Below are 14,774 nucleotides of genomic sequence, written 5' to 3' on the forward strand. Positions count from 1 at the left end.
AGAACACTGGGTCGATAGGCCGGACGTGGAAGCGGGGACGAAAGACCCGTGCAGCTGACCGGTACTAATCAGCCGACAACTTCAACACCAAACACATCATGCTACGCGTCCACTGTGCGGTTCCCGAACCACCAACACCACACCCCCCCACCCGGGGTGCCCAGTGTTGAGAAGGTTCACAGAGTTACGGCGGTCACAGCGAAGGGGAAACGCCCGGTCCCATACCGAACCCGGAAGCTAAGCCCTTCAGCGCCGATGGTACTGCCCTGGAGACGGGGTGGGAGAGTAGGACGCCGCCGGACAACCCTTCACCGAAGGCCCACCCCACACGGGGTGGGCCTTCGGCATTTCTGCATACCCTCATGTCCGCGAGGCCCTGACACCCCGCAGGCTTGCGCGGAGACGCTCCTCCGGGATCGGTCAAGCCCAGCCGTAGGCCGCCGACCAGCGCACGATCTCCGCGAAGAACCGCGCGCGCGGCTCGGGAGCCGAGAGCGAGAGGTCGTGCATCCCGCCGGGGATCCTGACGATGGTGACGACCCGCCCGAGGTGCGCGGCGCGGCGCGCCAGCGGCTCGACGTCGAGCACGATGTCGGCGGAACGCATGTCCTCGGACCAGCGGGTGCTGAACAGCGACTTCTCGGCGAGGAGCACGATCACGGGGCAGTCGATGGCGAGTCCAGCTGCGACGCGGGCGTGACCGGAGATGACCGCACGCAGCCAGCCAGCACGGACGGGGAACGACGGGACGGGCCGCCAGGCGTCGTCGATCACCCAGGCGCCGTCGTCGCGGTCGCGCAGCGTCCGGGCGTAGTATCCGGGGTCGACGTTCGGTAGCGGGGTGCGCGGTTGGAAGCGCGCGAGCTGCCGGATCGCTGGGCCCGAGACGGTCCGGGCGACCGACGATCCCTGGAGCTCGAGCCACGGGCTGTTGAGCACGAGCCCCCGGACGGCGCCCGGGTGCCGGTGCGCCCAGAGCGCGGCGACGAGCCCTCCGGTGGAGTGACCCATGAGCATGATGGCGACGTGCGCGCCAAGGTCCGCCCGGACGACGTCGAGCGCGGCGGCGATGTCGGCGTCGTACTCGGTGAGGTGGTCGGCGTACCCGGGCGTCTGGTGCGGGCGCAGGCTGCGTCCGTACTTGCGGAGGTCGACGGCGTAGAACGCGGCACCGAGCGCGCGCCAGGTCTCGGCGAGCTCGGTCTGGAAGAAGTAGTCGCTCCAGCCGTGGACGTACAGCACCGCGCGCGCCGGCCGGATCGGCTCGTTGGTCGCCGGCAGGTGGCGGACCACGGTCACGACGACCTCGCCCTCGTCGTCGGGCTCCAGCTCGACCGTGCACTGCTCGTACCCGGCGCCGAGGACGTCCGGACCCCAGCCCGACGACGTCACGGCGTGAGCACCACCTTGCCGAACTGCTCTCCGGCAGCGAGTCGCGCGAGACCGTCGCGAGCCTGCGCCAGAGGCAGCACCTGGTCGACGACGGGCCGCACCTCGCTCCGCGCGAGGAACCGCAGCAACGCCGCGAGGTCGTCGCGCGTCCCCATCGTCACGCCCTGGATGCGGATCTCGTGGAAGAAGACGCGCGTCAGCTCGGCGGGCGACGCGTCGCCGCTCGTGGCTCCCGCGACCACGACGGTCCCGCCCGGGCGCACGGAGCGGAGCGAGTGGCGCCACGTGGCCTGGCCGACGGTCTCCACGACGACGTCGACCGGCGCGGGAAGACGCGCACCGTGCTCGAACGTCGCGGCCGCCCCGAGCCGCGCGGCCCCGGCGCGCTTGGCGGCCGAGCGGGAGGTGACCCACACCTCGAGCCCGGCGGCCGCGCCGAGGGCGACGGCCGCCGTCGCGACGCCGCCCCCCGCGCCCTGGACGAGCACGCGGTCGCCGGGCGCGGCACCGCCCGCGGTGAAGAGCATGCGGTACGCCGTCAGCCAGGCGGTGGGCACGCAGGCGGCCTCGACGAACGTCAGCTCCGGGGGCTTGGGGACGAGGTTGTGCGTCGGGACGGCGACGCGCTCGGCGAGCGTGCCGGGGTAGCGCTCGGAGAGGAGCGACCGACGCTCCGTGGGCCCGACCCCGTGCCCGTCCGCCCCGATCACCGCGTGCACGACGACCTCGCTGCCGTCAGGGGCGATGCCCGCGGCGTCGGTCCCGAGGATCATGGGGAGCCGGTCCGCGGGCAGCCCGACCCCTCGCAGCGACCACAGGTCGTGGTGGTTGAGCGATGCGGCGCGCACGTCGACGGTGGTCCAGTGCTCGCGCGGCTCCGGTTCGGGACGTTCCCCGACGACCAGCCCGGCCAGGGGGTCGTCGGGGTCGAGGTGGTCGGCGTAGGCGGCGAGCATGCCCCCAACCTACGGTCCGGTCCGCGCCGCAACCACGGGAGAGTGCGTGCCGCGCGTCACCTCACCGGCGGGACGGTCAGAGCAGCGGGAGCATGCGGCCGAGGTCGGGGACCGCCTCGGAGGTGTGCACGGGCTCGAGGGCCCGCGCGAGCTCGTCGACGTCGTAGGGGACGCGGCCGCACGCGAGGCGCAGCCACAGGCGGGGGTCGCGCACCTCGAGCGCCCAGCCGCCGCGCGTGACGATGACGTGCAGCAGCTCGGCCGCGACGGCGTCGAGCGCGGCGCGGTCCACCGGGTCGGTGACCACGCCCGGGAAGGTGCGCGCGAGGTCGTCGGCGTGGACGACGAGCTCCAGGACCCGCGAGCGCACCATGTCGTGGAGGGTGATGGGGCCGCGCCGCGCCTGCACGACGTGCTGGTCGCCGAGCTCGTCGAGCCGGGAGAAGCCGGCGGCGGCGAGGGCCTGGACGCGCCCGAGGCGGTCGTCGGCGATCTCCGCGTCGAGGGCGCGTGTCGCGTGCTCGATCTCCTCCGCTCGCTCCGGGTACGTGCCGAGGTACTCCGCGAGCGTGAGGGGAACGGTGCCGGCGGGCACGGGCCCGCACAGCGCCAGGGTCTCCATGACGCGACCGAGGTGCGTGACCAGCTCGCCGACGGTCCAGCCGTCGAGCACGCTCGCACGACCGGCGTCGCGGTCCAGCTCGCCCCCGAGGTCCCGCAGCCAGCGGTCGAGCCGGTCCCACTGGGTGCGCAGGTGCTGAGCCGCCTCGGTCACGTCGCTGTCCATCTCTTCATCGTGCCAGGACGTGGCGGGCACGCCCGTCACGGCACCATCTCGTGGACAGGTCGGTCGAACGGTCAGTCGCGGACGCGCGCCGGCTCGCCGAGGAAGTCCGCGACGATCGGGCCGAGCTGGTCGAACTCGATGAGGAACCCGTCGTGCCCGAAGTCGCTCCTGAGCGTGCGGAGGGGCTCTGCGCCGGGGATCCCGGCCGCGATGCGCGCGCAGTCGCCGGGGAGGAAGAGCCGGTCGGTGTCGACCGCGACGACGAGCGCGTGCGCGGTGATCTGCGCGAGCGCCGCCTCGACGCCGCCGCGGTCGCGGCCGAGGTCGTGCGTGAGCATCGACTCGGTGAGCACGACGTACGAGTTGGCGTCGAACCGCCGCGCGAGCTTGTCGCCGTGATGGTCGAGGTAGGACTGCACGGCGTAGCGCCCGTCGGTGAAGGGGTCCTCGCCGCCCTGCGGCAGGCGGCCGAACCGGTCGTCGAGCTCGCGCGCGGACCGGTAGGTGGCGTGCGCGATCTGCCGCGCGATGCCGAGCCCGACGTGCGGTCCGTCGCCGTCGGTGGCGTCGTAGTAGTCGCCGTCCCGGAAGCGCGGGTCCGCGCGGACCGCGCCGAGCTGCGGGTGCGCCCAGGCGATCTGGTCGCCCGTCGTCTGCGCCGTCGTCGCGATCGCGGCGAGCGAGACGACGTCGATCCCCGCCTCGGGCCCGAGCAGCGCCCACTCGAGCACACGGTGCCCGCCCATCGAGGCGCCGATGACGAACGCCCACGACGAGATGCCGAGCGCCCGCGCGAGCTCGATCTCGACCGCGACCTGGTCGCGCGTCGTGACGCGCGGGAACCGGCTGCCCCAGGGGCGGCCGTCCGGCGCGGTGGACGCCGGGCCGGTGCTGCCCTGGCACCCGCCGAGCACGTTGGGTGCGACGACGAACCAGCGGTCGGTGTCGATCGGCGCGCCCGGCCCCACGAGCGACTCCCACCAGCCCGCGGTGGCGTGCCCCTCCCCGGCGGGACCGCTGACGTGGGAGTCACCGGTGAGGGCGTGCAGCACGAGGACGGCGTTCGACCCGTCCGGTGCGAGCGTGCCCCACGTCTCGTACGCGACGCGGACGTCGGGCAGGCGAGCGCCGGACTCGAGGTCGAACGTGCCGACGTCGGCGAACTGCCGCTGCCCTACCGGGTCCCCGTCCCGCCAGGCGCCGGTCGCCGGGACCGGAGCCTTCACCCGCGCGCGCGACGGCGCGACGCCGCGCCCCGAGTCGTCCGGCCGTCGGCCGCGTCGGGCGTCGGGGGCGGGGGAGAGGAGGTCGTCGTTCACAGGGCTCACCGTCGGCCACTGTACGGCCGGGGCGCGCAGGGCGCCCCGGCTGTCCAGATCCGTCATCGCAGTCCTCGTCGTCGTTCTGGCGGGCGTGCTGGCGCCGCCGCTCAGGCGCCCAGCGACGACTTGGCGGCGGTGAACCCGAGCTCGAGGTCGGCGAGGATGTCGTCGACGTGCTCGATGCCGACGGCCAGACGGACGAGGCCGGGCGTCACGCCGGACTGGGCCTGCTCCTCGGGCGTGAGCTGGCTGTGCGTCGTCGACGCGGGGTGGATGACGAGCGAGCGCACGTCGCCGATGTTGGCGACGTTGGAGTGGAGCTGTAGCGCGGAGACGAACGCCTGCCCCGCCTCGCTGCCGCCGTCGAGCTCGAACGCGAGGACAGCGCCGGCGCCGCGCGGCAGGTACTTCTCCGCGTTCGCGCGCCACGGGCTCGACGCCAGCCCGGCGTAGTGCACGGTGCGGACGTCGTCGCGCGCCTCGAGCCACTCCGCGACCTTCTGCGCGTTGGCGACGTGGCGCTCCACACGCAGGGACAGGGTCTCGATGCCCTGGGCGATGAGGAACGCGTTGAACGGCGAGATCGCCGAGCCCAGGTCGCGCAGGAGCTGGACCCGCGCCTTGAGCACGTAGGCGAGGTTCGCCCCGAGGATGCCGTCCACGCCGAGGTCGCGCGCGTAGACCAGGCCGTTGTACGAGGGGTCGGGCGTGTTGTAGTTCGGGAAGCGCTCGGGGTGCGCCGCGTAGTCGAACGTGCCGCCGTCGACGATCACGCCGCCGATCGCGGAGCCGTGGCCGCCGAGGTACTTCGTCGCGGAGTGCACGACGACGTCCGCCCCGTGCTCGAGCGGGCGCAGCAGGTAGGGGGTCGCGACGGTGTTGTCGACGATCAGCGGCACGCCCACCTCGTGCGCCACGGCGGCGACGGCCTCGATGTCGAGGACGTCGGCCTGCGGGTTGGGGATCGTCTCGCCGAAGAAGAGCTTCGTGTTCGGGCGCACGGCGTCACGCCAGGCCTGCGGGTCGTGCGGGTCGGTGACGAACGTGGTCTCGACGCCGAGCTTGGCGAGCGAGTACTGCAGCAGGTTGTAGGTGCCGCCGTAGAGGCTCGGGGAGGCCACGACGTGGTCGCCCGCCTCGGCGACGTTGAGGATCGCGAACGTCGTCGCGGCCTGCCCGGACGCGAGGAGCAGCGCGCCGACGCCGCCCTCGAGCGACGCGATGCGGTTCTCCACGACCTCCTGCGTCGGGTTGCCGATGCGCGTGTAGATGGGGCCGAGGTCCTTGAGCGCGAAGCGGTCGGCGGCCACGGACGCGTCGGGGAAGACGAACGACGTCGTCTGGTAGATCGGCAGCGCGCGGGCCCCGGTCGTCGGGTCGGCGGTCTGGCCGGCGTGGACCTGGCGCGTCTCGAAGGACCAGGCGGGGGCGTTCTCGGTGCTCATGGTGCTCTCCTGCGGGGTGGTGGGGTGGGACGACGGCGCACGGCGCGCCGGGTGGTCGGGTGCCGTGGGAGACGAGAGGGCGGGATGGCCAGCCGTCGACCGCGGCGAGGGGCGCACACGGGACGGGATGCCTCGGCGAGGGCGTCGTCGACGACGGCTCGCGGGCAGGCGAACGTGCGCTGGGGTCAGCGACACATTCGACGGGACATGCTCGTGAGGCTAGGCGCGTTCCGCCCGCGCCGACAGGGGTGTCTCGCGATGCGAGACCACATCCTGAGAAGGTCGACACCGCTCCGATGGCGCATCGCGGACCTTCTGGGCAGACTCGTGCGGGTGCTGTCAACGGGACACGCCGAGCGACCGGTCGAAGGAGGAGCGATGGACGATGCGACGTCGGCGCACGACGCCCGGCCGGAGCCCTTCGGGGGAGCGCGGCGTCGCCCGGCCACCGCGCCCCGCCGGCTCGTGTCCGCGACCGCCGCGGGCCTGCTCGCGCTCGTGCTCGGCGTCGGGCTCGCGCCCTCCGCGTCGTCCGACCCGCCGTCGGACGACGACGTCCGCGCGGCGCGCGAGGCCGCCGACGGCGCCGCCCGGGACGTCGAGTCCGTCGAGAGCGAGCTCGCGGCGCTGCGGGACCGCCAGTCCGCCGCCGAGGCGGCCGTCGAGACCGCGGCGGAGGAGTACGCCGCCGCCCAGGACGCGCTCGCGACGGCCGACGCGGAGGTCCGCGACGCCCAGGAGGCGCTCGCGACCGCCCGGACAGGAGAGACGGAGTCGCGCGCCGCGGTCGGTGCGCTGTTCCGCGCGTCCCGGCAGGGGTCGACCGACCTCGACGCGTTGCGTGCCGTCCTCGACGCGGACGGGGTGGGCCAGGTCGTCGAGCGGGAGAACGCCGAGCGCGTCGCCGGCCGTACCGCGGGGCGCGCGGTCGACGCGCACGCGACCGCGCGCGCCGTCGCCGACACCGCCCGCGCCCGGGCCGACGCGGCGCTCGCGCACCAGAGCGAGGTCGAGGACCGTGCGCGGGACGCGCTCGCCGCCGCCCAGGTCTCGTCCGACGCGCTCGACGACGCGGTTCAGGAGTCCGCGACCCGGCGTGAGGCGCTCCTCGCCGAGCTCGCCCGTGCGCGGGCCACGAGCGTCGACGTCGAGCGCCAGCGCCAGGACGCCCTCGACGCGCAGGCCGCGAGCGAGCGCGAGGCCGCGGCCCGGACGCGCGTCGAGACCCCGGCGGCAGGGGGGTCGTCGGGCGCGCCCGCGGCGCCCCCGACGAGCAGCCCCGCACCCGCGAACTCGGCGCCCGACCCGGCACCGGCACCCGCGCCGGCCCCGGATCCCGCACCCGCGCCGAACCCCGCACCCGCACCCGCGCCGAACCCGGCACCCGCCCCGACGCCCGACCCTCCGCCGGTCGTCACGCCGCCCCCGGGAACGGGCGTCGGCAGCGCGGCCCAGGGCCGGGCCGCCGTCGCGTGGGCGCGCACGAAGATCGGCGCCCCCTACGTGTTCGGCGGTACCGGACCGGGCTACGACTGCTCGGGCCTCACGTCGCGCGCCTGGGCCGCGGCGGGCGTCGACATCACCCGCACGTCGCGCTCGCAGTACCAGCGCGTGCAGAAGATCTCCTACGACCGGCTCCGGCCGGGCGACCTCGTCTTCTACGCGAACGACACCTCGGACCCGTCGACCATCCGCCACGTCGCGATGTACACCGGGAACGGCAGGATGATCGAGGCCCGCCAGCCCGGCAGCCCCGTGCACGAGGTCGCGATGCGCTGGGTCGACGCGATGCCCTACGCGGGTCGTCCCTGACGGACGGCCGCCCGGGCCCTGTGGTCAGGTGCGGGCGTGCCGGACGCGACGGGGAGGTCGACCCCGACGAGCTCCTCGAGGTGGCGCCAGACGGAGGCGACGTCCTGCGGGGCGGGCGAGGCGGTGAGCGCCCCGGGCTGCACCCGGACGGGCAGGCCGCGCCGGCCGTTCGCCGGAGCGTAGAGCTCGCCGCCGCGTGCGCCCGGGTCGGTGAGCGCCCGCACCGCCGACCATGCCGCGGCGTCCTTGCCCTGAGCCCAGGGCGTGTAGGGGTTGGGCCGCGCGGGGCCGCTCGCCTCGCGGATCCCGGGGCGGTGCGGCGTGCGGGCGTCCACCCCGACGCCCGGCCGGGACACGAGGGTCTCCGTCGGCGCACCCGCCGAGCGCAGCCGCCGGTCGAGCTCGAACGCGAAGACCTCGGTCACGGCCTTCGCCCGGGTGTACGCGACGACGCCGGACCGCGAGGTCGGCAGCGCGTCGACGACGGGTCGCCGGAGCCGGTCGACGAAGCCCGACGACGTGTGGACGACGCGCGTGCGCACGTCGTGGCGTGCTCCGGTGCGGAGGAGGGCGGGCAGGGTGTGCGCCACGAGAGCCGCGTTGGCGACGACGTGCGTGCCCGCGAGCAGCGGGAGGCCGTCCACCGTGCGGTCCCGCGCGCGCATCGCCATCGAGCCGCCGTTGAGCAGGAGGCCGTCGAGCCGGTCGAGCGCGGCCAGCTCCGCTCCGGCGTCACGAACCGAGGCCAGGGACGACAGGTCGACGACGGCTGTGCCCAGCGACGCCGCGGGGACCTGCTCACGGATCGCGGTCGCCGCGATCTCGAGGCGCTCGGGCGACCGGCCGGCCAGCACGACGTGGGCGCCGGCCGCGGCGAGCTGCTCGGCGGCGAAGTAGCCGATGCCCGCCGTCGCACCCGTGACCACCAGGGTGCGCCCGCTCTGGTCGGGCAGGTCGCTCGGGTCCCACGCGGTGAGGGTGTGGTTCTCAATCGGATAGTCCATCCGGTTACGATACCTCATCCGGATGGATCATCCGTTTACGCGATAGGCTGGGACCATGACCCCGCTCCGCGCCGACGCCGTCCGCAGCCGTGAGCGCATCCTCCAGGTCGCGCGCGGTGCCGACCCGAAGGACCTGCGGCTCAACGAGATCGCGCGTGCGGCGGGCGTGGGGGTCGGGACGGTCTACCGCCACTTCGCGACCTCCCACGCGCTCCTCGAGGAGCTCACGCGCGACGCCCTGCACCGGTTGCGCGACCGTACCCGTGCGGCGCTCGACGACCCGGACCCGGGTCAGGCCTTCGAGTCGCTGGTGCGCGACGTGGTGGGCCTGCACGTCGAGGCGGGCGGGCTCCAGGCCGTCCTGCTCGCGACCACGGACGCGAGCCCCGACGTCGCCGCGCTCAAGGCCGAGGTGCTCGGCGAGCTCACCGACGTGCTCGCGCGCGCGCAGCGGGCCGGCGCTGTGCGTCCCGAGCTCTCGCCGGCCCAGGTGGAGCACCTCGTGTGCGGCATCGAGCACGCGGTGCGCCTCGGGTCACCCGAGGACCGGGACGTCGTCGTCGACACCCTGGTCGCGGGCCTGCGGGCGCGGTGAGCCGGGGACCTGGGTCGCGCGCCGTCGCGACCTGAGGGCGACGCGCACCGGGAGGCCGGGTGGTGAGGCTGGTCCCATGACCGACACGACCGACACGACCTCGTCCCGGTTCCGTCCCACCGCGCCCGTCGGGTCCACCCGTTCCACCGGATCCGCCGCGCACCCCGCGACGACAGCGGTCACCGCGTCCGTGACCCTCGTCGCAGGCGTCCTGCGCTGGTCGGGGCCGCCACCGGACGGGTACTCGGCGATCTTCGCGCCGCCCTGGGTGGCACCCGTCGCCGCAGGGCTCGCGCTGCTCGCGGTCGCCACCGCCCGCGGGCACGGTGCCGGGTCCCGCCGGTCGGCCGTCCTCGGTGGGGCCGCCGTCGTCCTGCTCTTCTGGGCGGCCGGAGGTCTCGCGCTCGACGCGTTCCGGGCGTTCTTCGCGGTGACGGGGATCCCGGCCGGCGACTTCTCCGTGGTCGACGTCCCGGGGACGCTGGTGCGGTCGCTCGCCGCGGTGACGGCCGTCGTCACGACGCTGAGCACGTGGTCGGTCGCCACCGCGGGAGCCCGGCCTGTCCGGCGCCGGTGGCCGCGGGTGCTCGGCCTGGCGATGTGCGTGCCCTACCCGGCGCTCAAGGCCTACTGGTGGCTGGGCGGTACGCTCGGACGGCCCGAGCCGCACACGGGGGGAGCGCCGGTGATGGAGGTCGCCTTGTTCGCGACGGCGGCCGTCCTGGTGCTCGCGCTGACGCACCGCCCGGTCCCCGGCAGGGTCGTCCGTGCTGTGCTGAGGGCCGGCGGGTGGGTCGCGGCGTCTGCGGGCCTCACGATGGGGGCGCTCATGGTCTTCGGGACCGCCGCGCAGCTCCTGGGCCTGGACGACGGTCCGGTCGACCTCGGCGCCGGGGCGATCACCGTCATCGTCGCCCTGACCTACGGCACCTGGCTCGTGATCGGCGTGGCGCTGCTCGTCGCGACGCTGGACGCGCGCGACGCCGCCGCGCGCCCCGCCCTCCGCGGCGCAGGAACGGTCGCCGTCCCGTGAGCGTGCGGCCTGCACGCGGGGACGTGCTCGTCGCGACGGCGACGGCGCTCGCCCTGCTGCCCGCGACGTGCGCGGTCGCGCTGGGGTCGCTCCCCGCCGCCCGTGCCTGGGCCCTGGTCGCGCTCGGCGCGCTGGCGCACGCCGCCTTCGTCGCTCGCCGGTCGGCCACGGTGCTCTCGCACGGGCTCGTCGCGCTCGCCGTGGCGGGGATGCTCGCCGTCTCGGGCCTCTACTTCCTGCTGCCGTCGGCGCTCGTGTTCCTGCTCTCCGTCTACGCCTGCACGGCGTGGGGGCCGCGCCCGATCGGGCTGGTGACCGGTGTCGTCGGCACCGCCGCGACCGTGCTCCGGTACCGCGGGGACCCGAGCGTGACGGCGTCGCCGGTCGGTCCGAGCCCCTGGCTGCTGGGCCTGCTCCTCGCTGCGCTCGTCGTGGTCGCCTGGGTCGCCGGCCTGCTCCGGCGGTCGCAGGAGCAGGTGCGGCGCGAGGCGCTGGCCGGGCGCGAGCGCGCGGAGGCCGAGCGCGAGGAGCGGGCCGAGCGGGCCGTGCTCGCCGAGCGCACCAGGATCGCGCGCGAGATGCACGACGTCGTCGCGCACTCCCTCTCGGTCGTCGTCGCCCAGGCGCGGGTGGGCCGCGCCGATCCGGGGCGCGCGGCGCAGGCGCTCGCGGTCGTCGAGGAGACCGGACGTGAGGCGCTGCGAGACATGCGGGGGATCGTGCACGTGCTGCGCGCCGAGCCCGCGGGCACCCCGGTCGGTGCGGCGGGCGCGGCGCCGACGCCGACGCTCCGGGACGTGCCCGACCTCGTCGGCCGCGTCCGCGGGGCGGGTCGAGCCGTGCGCGTCGTCGAGTCGGGTGTCCCCGTGCCGCTCGGTCCGACGGCCGAGCTCGCCGCGTTCCGCACGGTCCAGGAGGCACTGACCAACAGCGCGCGCCATGCGGCGCCCGGCTCGTCGACGGTGGTCACCCTCGCGTGGCACGACGCCGGGCTCCACGTGGAGGTGGCCGACGTCCCGTCGCCCGACGACGCGGGTGCCACCCGACCTGCCCCCGGCACGGACTCCGCTCCGGCGGGCGGCGCTGGCCTGGGGCTCGTGGGGATGCGGGAGCGGATCGAGGCGGCGGGCGGGACGCTCGAGGTCCGCGCGGGCGACGCGTGGACGGTCGCGGCCTCGGTCCCGACCTCGAACCTCGCATCGCCCCGGCGTGCGGACGGCGGCCCGTGATCCGCGTGCTGGTCGTCGACGACCAGCCGCTCGTCCGGGCCGGGGCGGTCGCCGTGCTCGACGCCGCACCGGACCTGACCGTCGTCGGCGAGGCCGCCGACGGTGCACAGGCGCTGAGCGTGCAGCGCGAGCGACGGGCCGACGTCGTCGTCCTGGACGTGCGCATGCCGGTCATGGACGGCATCGAGACGACGATGCGGCTGCTGGACGCGCCGATGCCTCCGTGCCGGGTGCTCGTCCTCACGACGTTCGACCTGGACGAGTACGTCTACGCCGCGCTGCGCGCGGGCGCCGCCGGGTTCCTGCTCAAGGACGCGCCGACCGAGGACCTGCTCGCCGCCGTCCGCACCGTGCACCGGGGAGACGCGGTCATCGCGCCGTCGGCGACGCGGCGGCTCCTCGCCGAGGTGGTCCCCGCGCTCCCCGACGTCGCCGCGCGCGACCGGGCCCTCGCAGGACTCACGGAGCGCGAGCGCGACGTGGTCGCGCTGCTCGCGGACGGGTTGTCGAACGCCGAGATCGGCGCGCGGACGTACCTCTCCGAGGCGACCGTCAAGACCCACGTCGGCCGGGTCCTCAGCAAGCTCGGGCTGCGCGACCGGGTCCAGGTCGTCGTCTGGGCCTACCGGAACGGCCTGGTCCGCCCGTGAAGCACGACGGCGCCGCTCACCCCGTGGGGTGAGCGGCGCCGTCGAGCCAGGCCTGCGCCGCGGTCAGTGACCCGGCGTGTGGTACCCCGAGTCGATGGCGCGCTGGAGCGAGCGCTCGATCTCGGCCTCGGCGTCCGCGCGGCCGACCCAGTGGGCGCCCTCGACGGACTTGCCGGGCTCGAGGTCCTTGTAGACCTCGAAGAAGTGCTGGATCTCGAGGCGGTGGAAGTCGGAGACGTCGTCGATGTCCTGGCGCCACGCGGCGCGCTGGTCGCCCGTCGGGACGCACAGCACCTTGTCGTCACCGCCGGCCTCGTCGCGCATGCGGAACATGCCGAGCGCGCGGCAGCGGATCAGGCACCCGGGGAACGTGGGCTCCTCGAGCAGGACCAGCGCGTCCAGCGGGTCGCCGTCCTCGCCGAGCGTCCCCTCGATGAACCCGTAGTCGTCGGGGTACCGCGTCGAGGTGAAGAGCATGCGGTCGAGGCGGATGCGACCGGTCGCGTGGTCCACCTCGTACTTGTTGCGCTGCCCCTTGGGGATCTCGATCGTGACGTCGAACTCCACTGCTTCCTCCAGTCGTACCGGCACCGCGACGCTCGGGCGGTGGCTGGGTCTGTGGACGACGGACCACGCCGTCGTGCGGGAACTAGTGTGACACGTGGCGTCCGCGCGGAAGGGTTCCCACGGGGCTCCCGACCGGGCGGGCTGAGTGATAATGCGCACGTGCCCGCACCCGACGTCCCGGTGGAGGCACCGGCGCCCGCCGGTGCCGAGCAGGCGCGCGCGGACGGGACCGACCGAGGGAGACGCATGGGCTGGGGGGCGCGCACGGGCGTGGCCGTCGGCGTCGTGCTCGTCCTCGCGGGCGGGTACGCCGTCGCGGACGCGTACGACGCCGCCCCCGGCGTGCTCACGACGGCGGCGCCGTACCCGGAGCCGAACCCCTTCCCCGACGCGCCGGGCGCCGTCGCGGCGCCACCGCTCGAGGTCGGGCTGCCGCCGCTCGACGCCGCGGCACCGGTCCCGGCGACGGGGAGCGTGCAGGACCTCGTGGACGGCCTCGCGGCCGACACGCGGCTCGGTCCCCGCGTCGGCGCCCTCGTGACCGACGCCGCCACCGGTGACGTGCTCGGGGCGAGCGGCGAAACCGTGGGCCACGTCCCGGCGTCGACGCTCAAGACGCTCACCGCGGCGGCGGCGCTCACGTCGCCCGGGGCGCACGCGACCCTCCCGACCCGCGCCGTCCTCGAGGGCCAGGAGACCGTGTACCTCGTGGGTGGCGGCGACATGATGCTGGCCGCGGGCGCCGGCGACCCGACGGCCGTCAACGGCCGGGCGGGCCTCGGCGACCTCGCCGCGCAGGTCGCGGGCGAGCTCCGGCTCACGGGCCGCACGACGATCTCGCTCCGCCTCGACGACACGCTCTTCACGGGCGCCGCGGTCGCGCCGACTGTCGACCCGGCGAGCGTGCGCAACGGCTACGTCGCGCCCGTCGCCGCGCTCGCGGTCGACATCGCGCGGCTCGAGGACGAGGAGTACGCGCCGCGCGCGGAGGACCCGGCCTTGGCGGCCGCCGACGCGTTCGTCGCCGCGCTCGCCGAGCAGGGGGTCACCGTGGCGGGGGACGTGGTGCGCGCACCCGCGCCCGACGACGGCCGCACGGTCGGCGAGGTGGAGTCCGCGCCGCTGAGCGAGGTCGTCGCGTACCTGCTCCAGCACTCCGACAACACCATCACGGAGGTGGTGGGCCGCGTCGTCGCGATCGACGCGGGGCTGCCCGGCTCCGCGGCCGGCGCGACGCAGGCCGTCCGGTCGGCCGTCGAGGGGCTCGGGGTCGACCTCACGGACGCGGCGCTCGCCGATCTCTCGGGCCTCGGCGACGGCTCGCTCGTCACGCCCGCCCAGCTCGACGAGGTCGTCGGCCTGCTCGCGGACCCGGCGCACCCGCAGCTGCGGCCCGGCGCCGTCGGGCTGCCGGTCGCGGGACTGTCCGGGACGCTCGGCGAGCGCTACCTCGAGAACGCGGGCCGCGGCGTCGTGCGGGCCAAGACGGGCAGCCTGCCGAACGTCACGTCGCTCGCGGGCACGGTCGTCACGGCCGACGACCGCCTCCTCGTGTTCTCCCTCATGGCCGACGCCGTCCCCGACGGGGGCACGTACGGCGCGCGCCTCATCTTCGACGACTTCGTCGCCTCGCTCGCGGAGTGCGGCTGCACCGCCTGACCCGCTCCGGCCTGTCTGGGGCCCGTGTCCCGGCCGAGAGAGGGCCGGGATACGGTGAGACGGTGACACTCGTCGAGCAGGACGGCCGTTCGGGCAGCGACCCGTCACGCGGCGACACGTCGATCGTCGACTGGTCGGCCGCCGCCCAGATCGCGGGTCGGCTCGCGCGGCCGGGCCCGCAGGCGTCGCGCGACGAGCTCGCCGACCTGGTCGACGGGCTGCGCACCGCCGGGGGTGGGCCGGGGGGCCCCCATGAGGGGGTTGAGAGGAAGGATACACCCCCCGGGGGAGCGGCCGCGGGGGCGGCCGGGGGGGGGTTGTAA

The 14,774-nt window shown here is 75.4% G+C and carries 13 protein-coding genes and 1 rRNA gene; 7 read left to right on the top strand and 7 right to left on the bottom strand.

The window, feature by feature from the left end; all coding sequences use genetic code 11:
- Nucleotides 1–185: 185 nt before the first annotated feature.
- Nucleotides 186–302, top strand: a 5S ribosomal RNA gene (rrf, locus tag ACFWH7_RS13935).
- A 118-nt stretch (nucleotides 303–420) separates the two neighbouring features.
- Here rrf and ACFWH7_RS13940 read toward each other — a convergent pair.
- From ACFWH7_RS13940 to ACFWH7_RS13960, 5 genes are all read right to left on the bottom strand, one after another.
- Nucleotides 421–1,392: an alpha/beta hydrolase gene (locus ACFWH7_RS13940; RefSeq protein ID WP_378217107.1), complete on the bottom strand. Its 972-nt coding sequence runs from the start codon at nucleotides 1,390–1,392 to the stop codon at nucleotides 421–423.
- Nucleotides 1,389–2,348: a zinc-binding dehydrogenase gene (locus ACFWH7_RS13945; protein WP_378217108.1), complete on the bottom strand. Its 960-nt coding sequence runs from the start codon at nucleotides 2,346–2,348 to the stop codon at nucleotides 1,389–1,391. The genes ACFWH7_RS13940 and ACFWH7_RS13945 overlap by 4 nt, the downstream gene beginning before the upstream one ends.
- Before the next feature lie 76 nt (nucleotides 2,349–2,424).
- On the bottom strand, nucleotides 2,425–3,135 hold the full coding sequence (locus tag ACFWH7_RS13950; RefSeq protein WP_378217110.1) for a maleylpyruvate isomerase N-terminal domain-containing protein: 711 nt from the start codon (nucleotides 3,133–3,135) through the stop codon (nucleotides 2,425–2,427).
- Between the two features lie 71 nt (nucleotides 3,136–3,206).
- Nucleotides 3,207–4,520, bottom strand: coding sequence for a homoserine O-acetyltransferase MetX (metX, locus tag ACFWH7_RS13955; RefSeq protein ID WP_378217112.1), 1,314 nt, complete (start codon nucleotides 4,518–4,520; stop codon nucleotides 3,207–3,209).
- A 44-nt stretch (nucleotides 4,521–4,564) separates the two neighbouring features.
- Nucleotides 4,565–5,902, bottom strand: a complete 1,338-nt coding sequence (locus tag ACFWH7_RS13960; RefSeq protein WP_378217113.1) for a bifunctional o-acetylhomoserine/o-acetylserine sulfhydrylase — start codon at nucleotides 5,900–5,902, stop codon at nucleotides 4,565–4,567.
- Between the two features lie 378 nt (nucleotides 5,903–6,280).
- On the opposite strand from ACFWH7_RS13960, the gene ACFWH7_RS13965 reads away from it, so the two are divergent.
- On the top strand, nucleotides 6,281–7,714 hold the full coding sequence (locus ACFWH7_RS13965) for a C40 family peptidase (RefSeq protein WP_378217114.1): 1,434 nt from the start codon (nucleotides 6,281–6,283) through the stop codon (nucleotides 7,712–7,714).
- Here the strand turns inward: ACFWH7_RS13965 and ACFWH7_RS13970 are convergent.
- Complete coding sequence (locus tag ACFWH7_RS13970) at nucleotides 7,696–8,718, bottom strand: SDR family NAD(P)-dependent oxidoreductase (RefSeq protein ID WP_378217116.1); 1,023 nt, start codon at nucleotides 8,716–8,718, stop codon at nucleotides 7,696–7,698. The two genes, ACFWH7_RS13965 and ACFWH7_RS13970, sit on opposite strands and share 19 nt — an antisense overlap.
- A 55-nt stretch (nucleotides 8,719–8,773) precedes the next feature.
- Here ACFWH7_RS13970 and ACFWH7_RS13975 point away from each other — a divergent pair, with 55 nt between their 5' ends.
- From ACFWH7_RS13975 to ACFWH7_RS13990, 4 genes are all read left to right on the top strand, one after another.
- A complete protein-coding gene (locus ACFWH7_RS13975) occupies nucleotides 8,774–9,313 on the top strand; it encodes a TetR/AcrR family transcriptional regulator (protein WP_378217117.1) in 540 nt (179 codons plus the stop codon).
- 76 nt (nucleotides 9,314–9,389) lie between these two features.
- Nucleotides 9,390–10,346, top strand: a complete 957-nt coding sequence (locus tag ACFWH7_RS13980) for a hypothetical protein (protein WP_378217118.1) — start codon at nucleotides 9,390–9,392, stop codon at nucleotides 10,344–10,346.
- A complete protein-coding gene (locus ACFWH7_RS13985) occupies nucleotides 10,343–11,575 on the top strand; it encodes a sensor histidine kinase (RefSeq protein ID WP_378217119.1) in 1,233 nt (410 codons plus the stop codon). The genes ACFWH7_RS13980 and ACFWH7_RS13985 overlap by 4 nt, the downstream gene beginning before the upstream one ends.
- Entirely contained in the window at nucleotides 11,572–12,225 is a 654-nt protein-coding gene (locus tag ACFWH7_RS13990) for a response regulator (RefSeq protein WP_378217120.1), read from the top strand. Before ACFWH7_RS13985 ends, ACFWH7_RS13990 begins: the two co-directional genes overlap by 4 nt.
- 63 nt (nucleotides 12,226–12,288) lie before the next feature.
- Here the strand turns inward: ACFWH7_RS13990 and ACFWH7_RS13995 are convergent, their stop codons facing one another.
- Nucleotides 12,289–12,792, bottom strand: a complete 504-nt coding sequence (locus ACFWH7_RS13995) for an inorganic diphosphatase (RefSeq protein WP_034655165.1) — start codon at nucleotides 12,790–12,792, stop codon at nucleotides 12,289–12,291.
- A gap of 159 nt (nucleotides 12,793–12,951) precedes the next feature.
- On the opposite strand from ACFWH7_RS13995, the gene dacB reads away from it, so the two are divergent.
- A complete protein-coding gene (gene dacB, locus ACFWH7_RS14000) occupies nucleotides 12,952–14,451 on the top strand; it encodes a D-alanyl-D-alanine carboxypeptidase/D-alanyl-D-alanine endopeptidase (protein WP_378217121.1) in 1,500 nt (499 codons plus the stop codon).
- Nucleotides 14,452–14,774: the final 323 nt, after the last annotated feature.

It is taken from the genome of Cellulosimicrobium cellulans, from assembly GCF_042723955.1.
Lineage (GTDB): Bacteria > Actinomycetota > Actinomycetes > Actinomycetales > Cellulomonadaceae > Cellulosimicrobium > Cellulosimicrobium cellulans_H.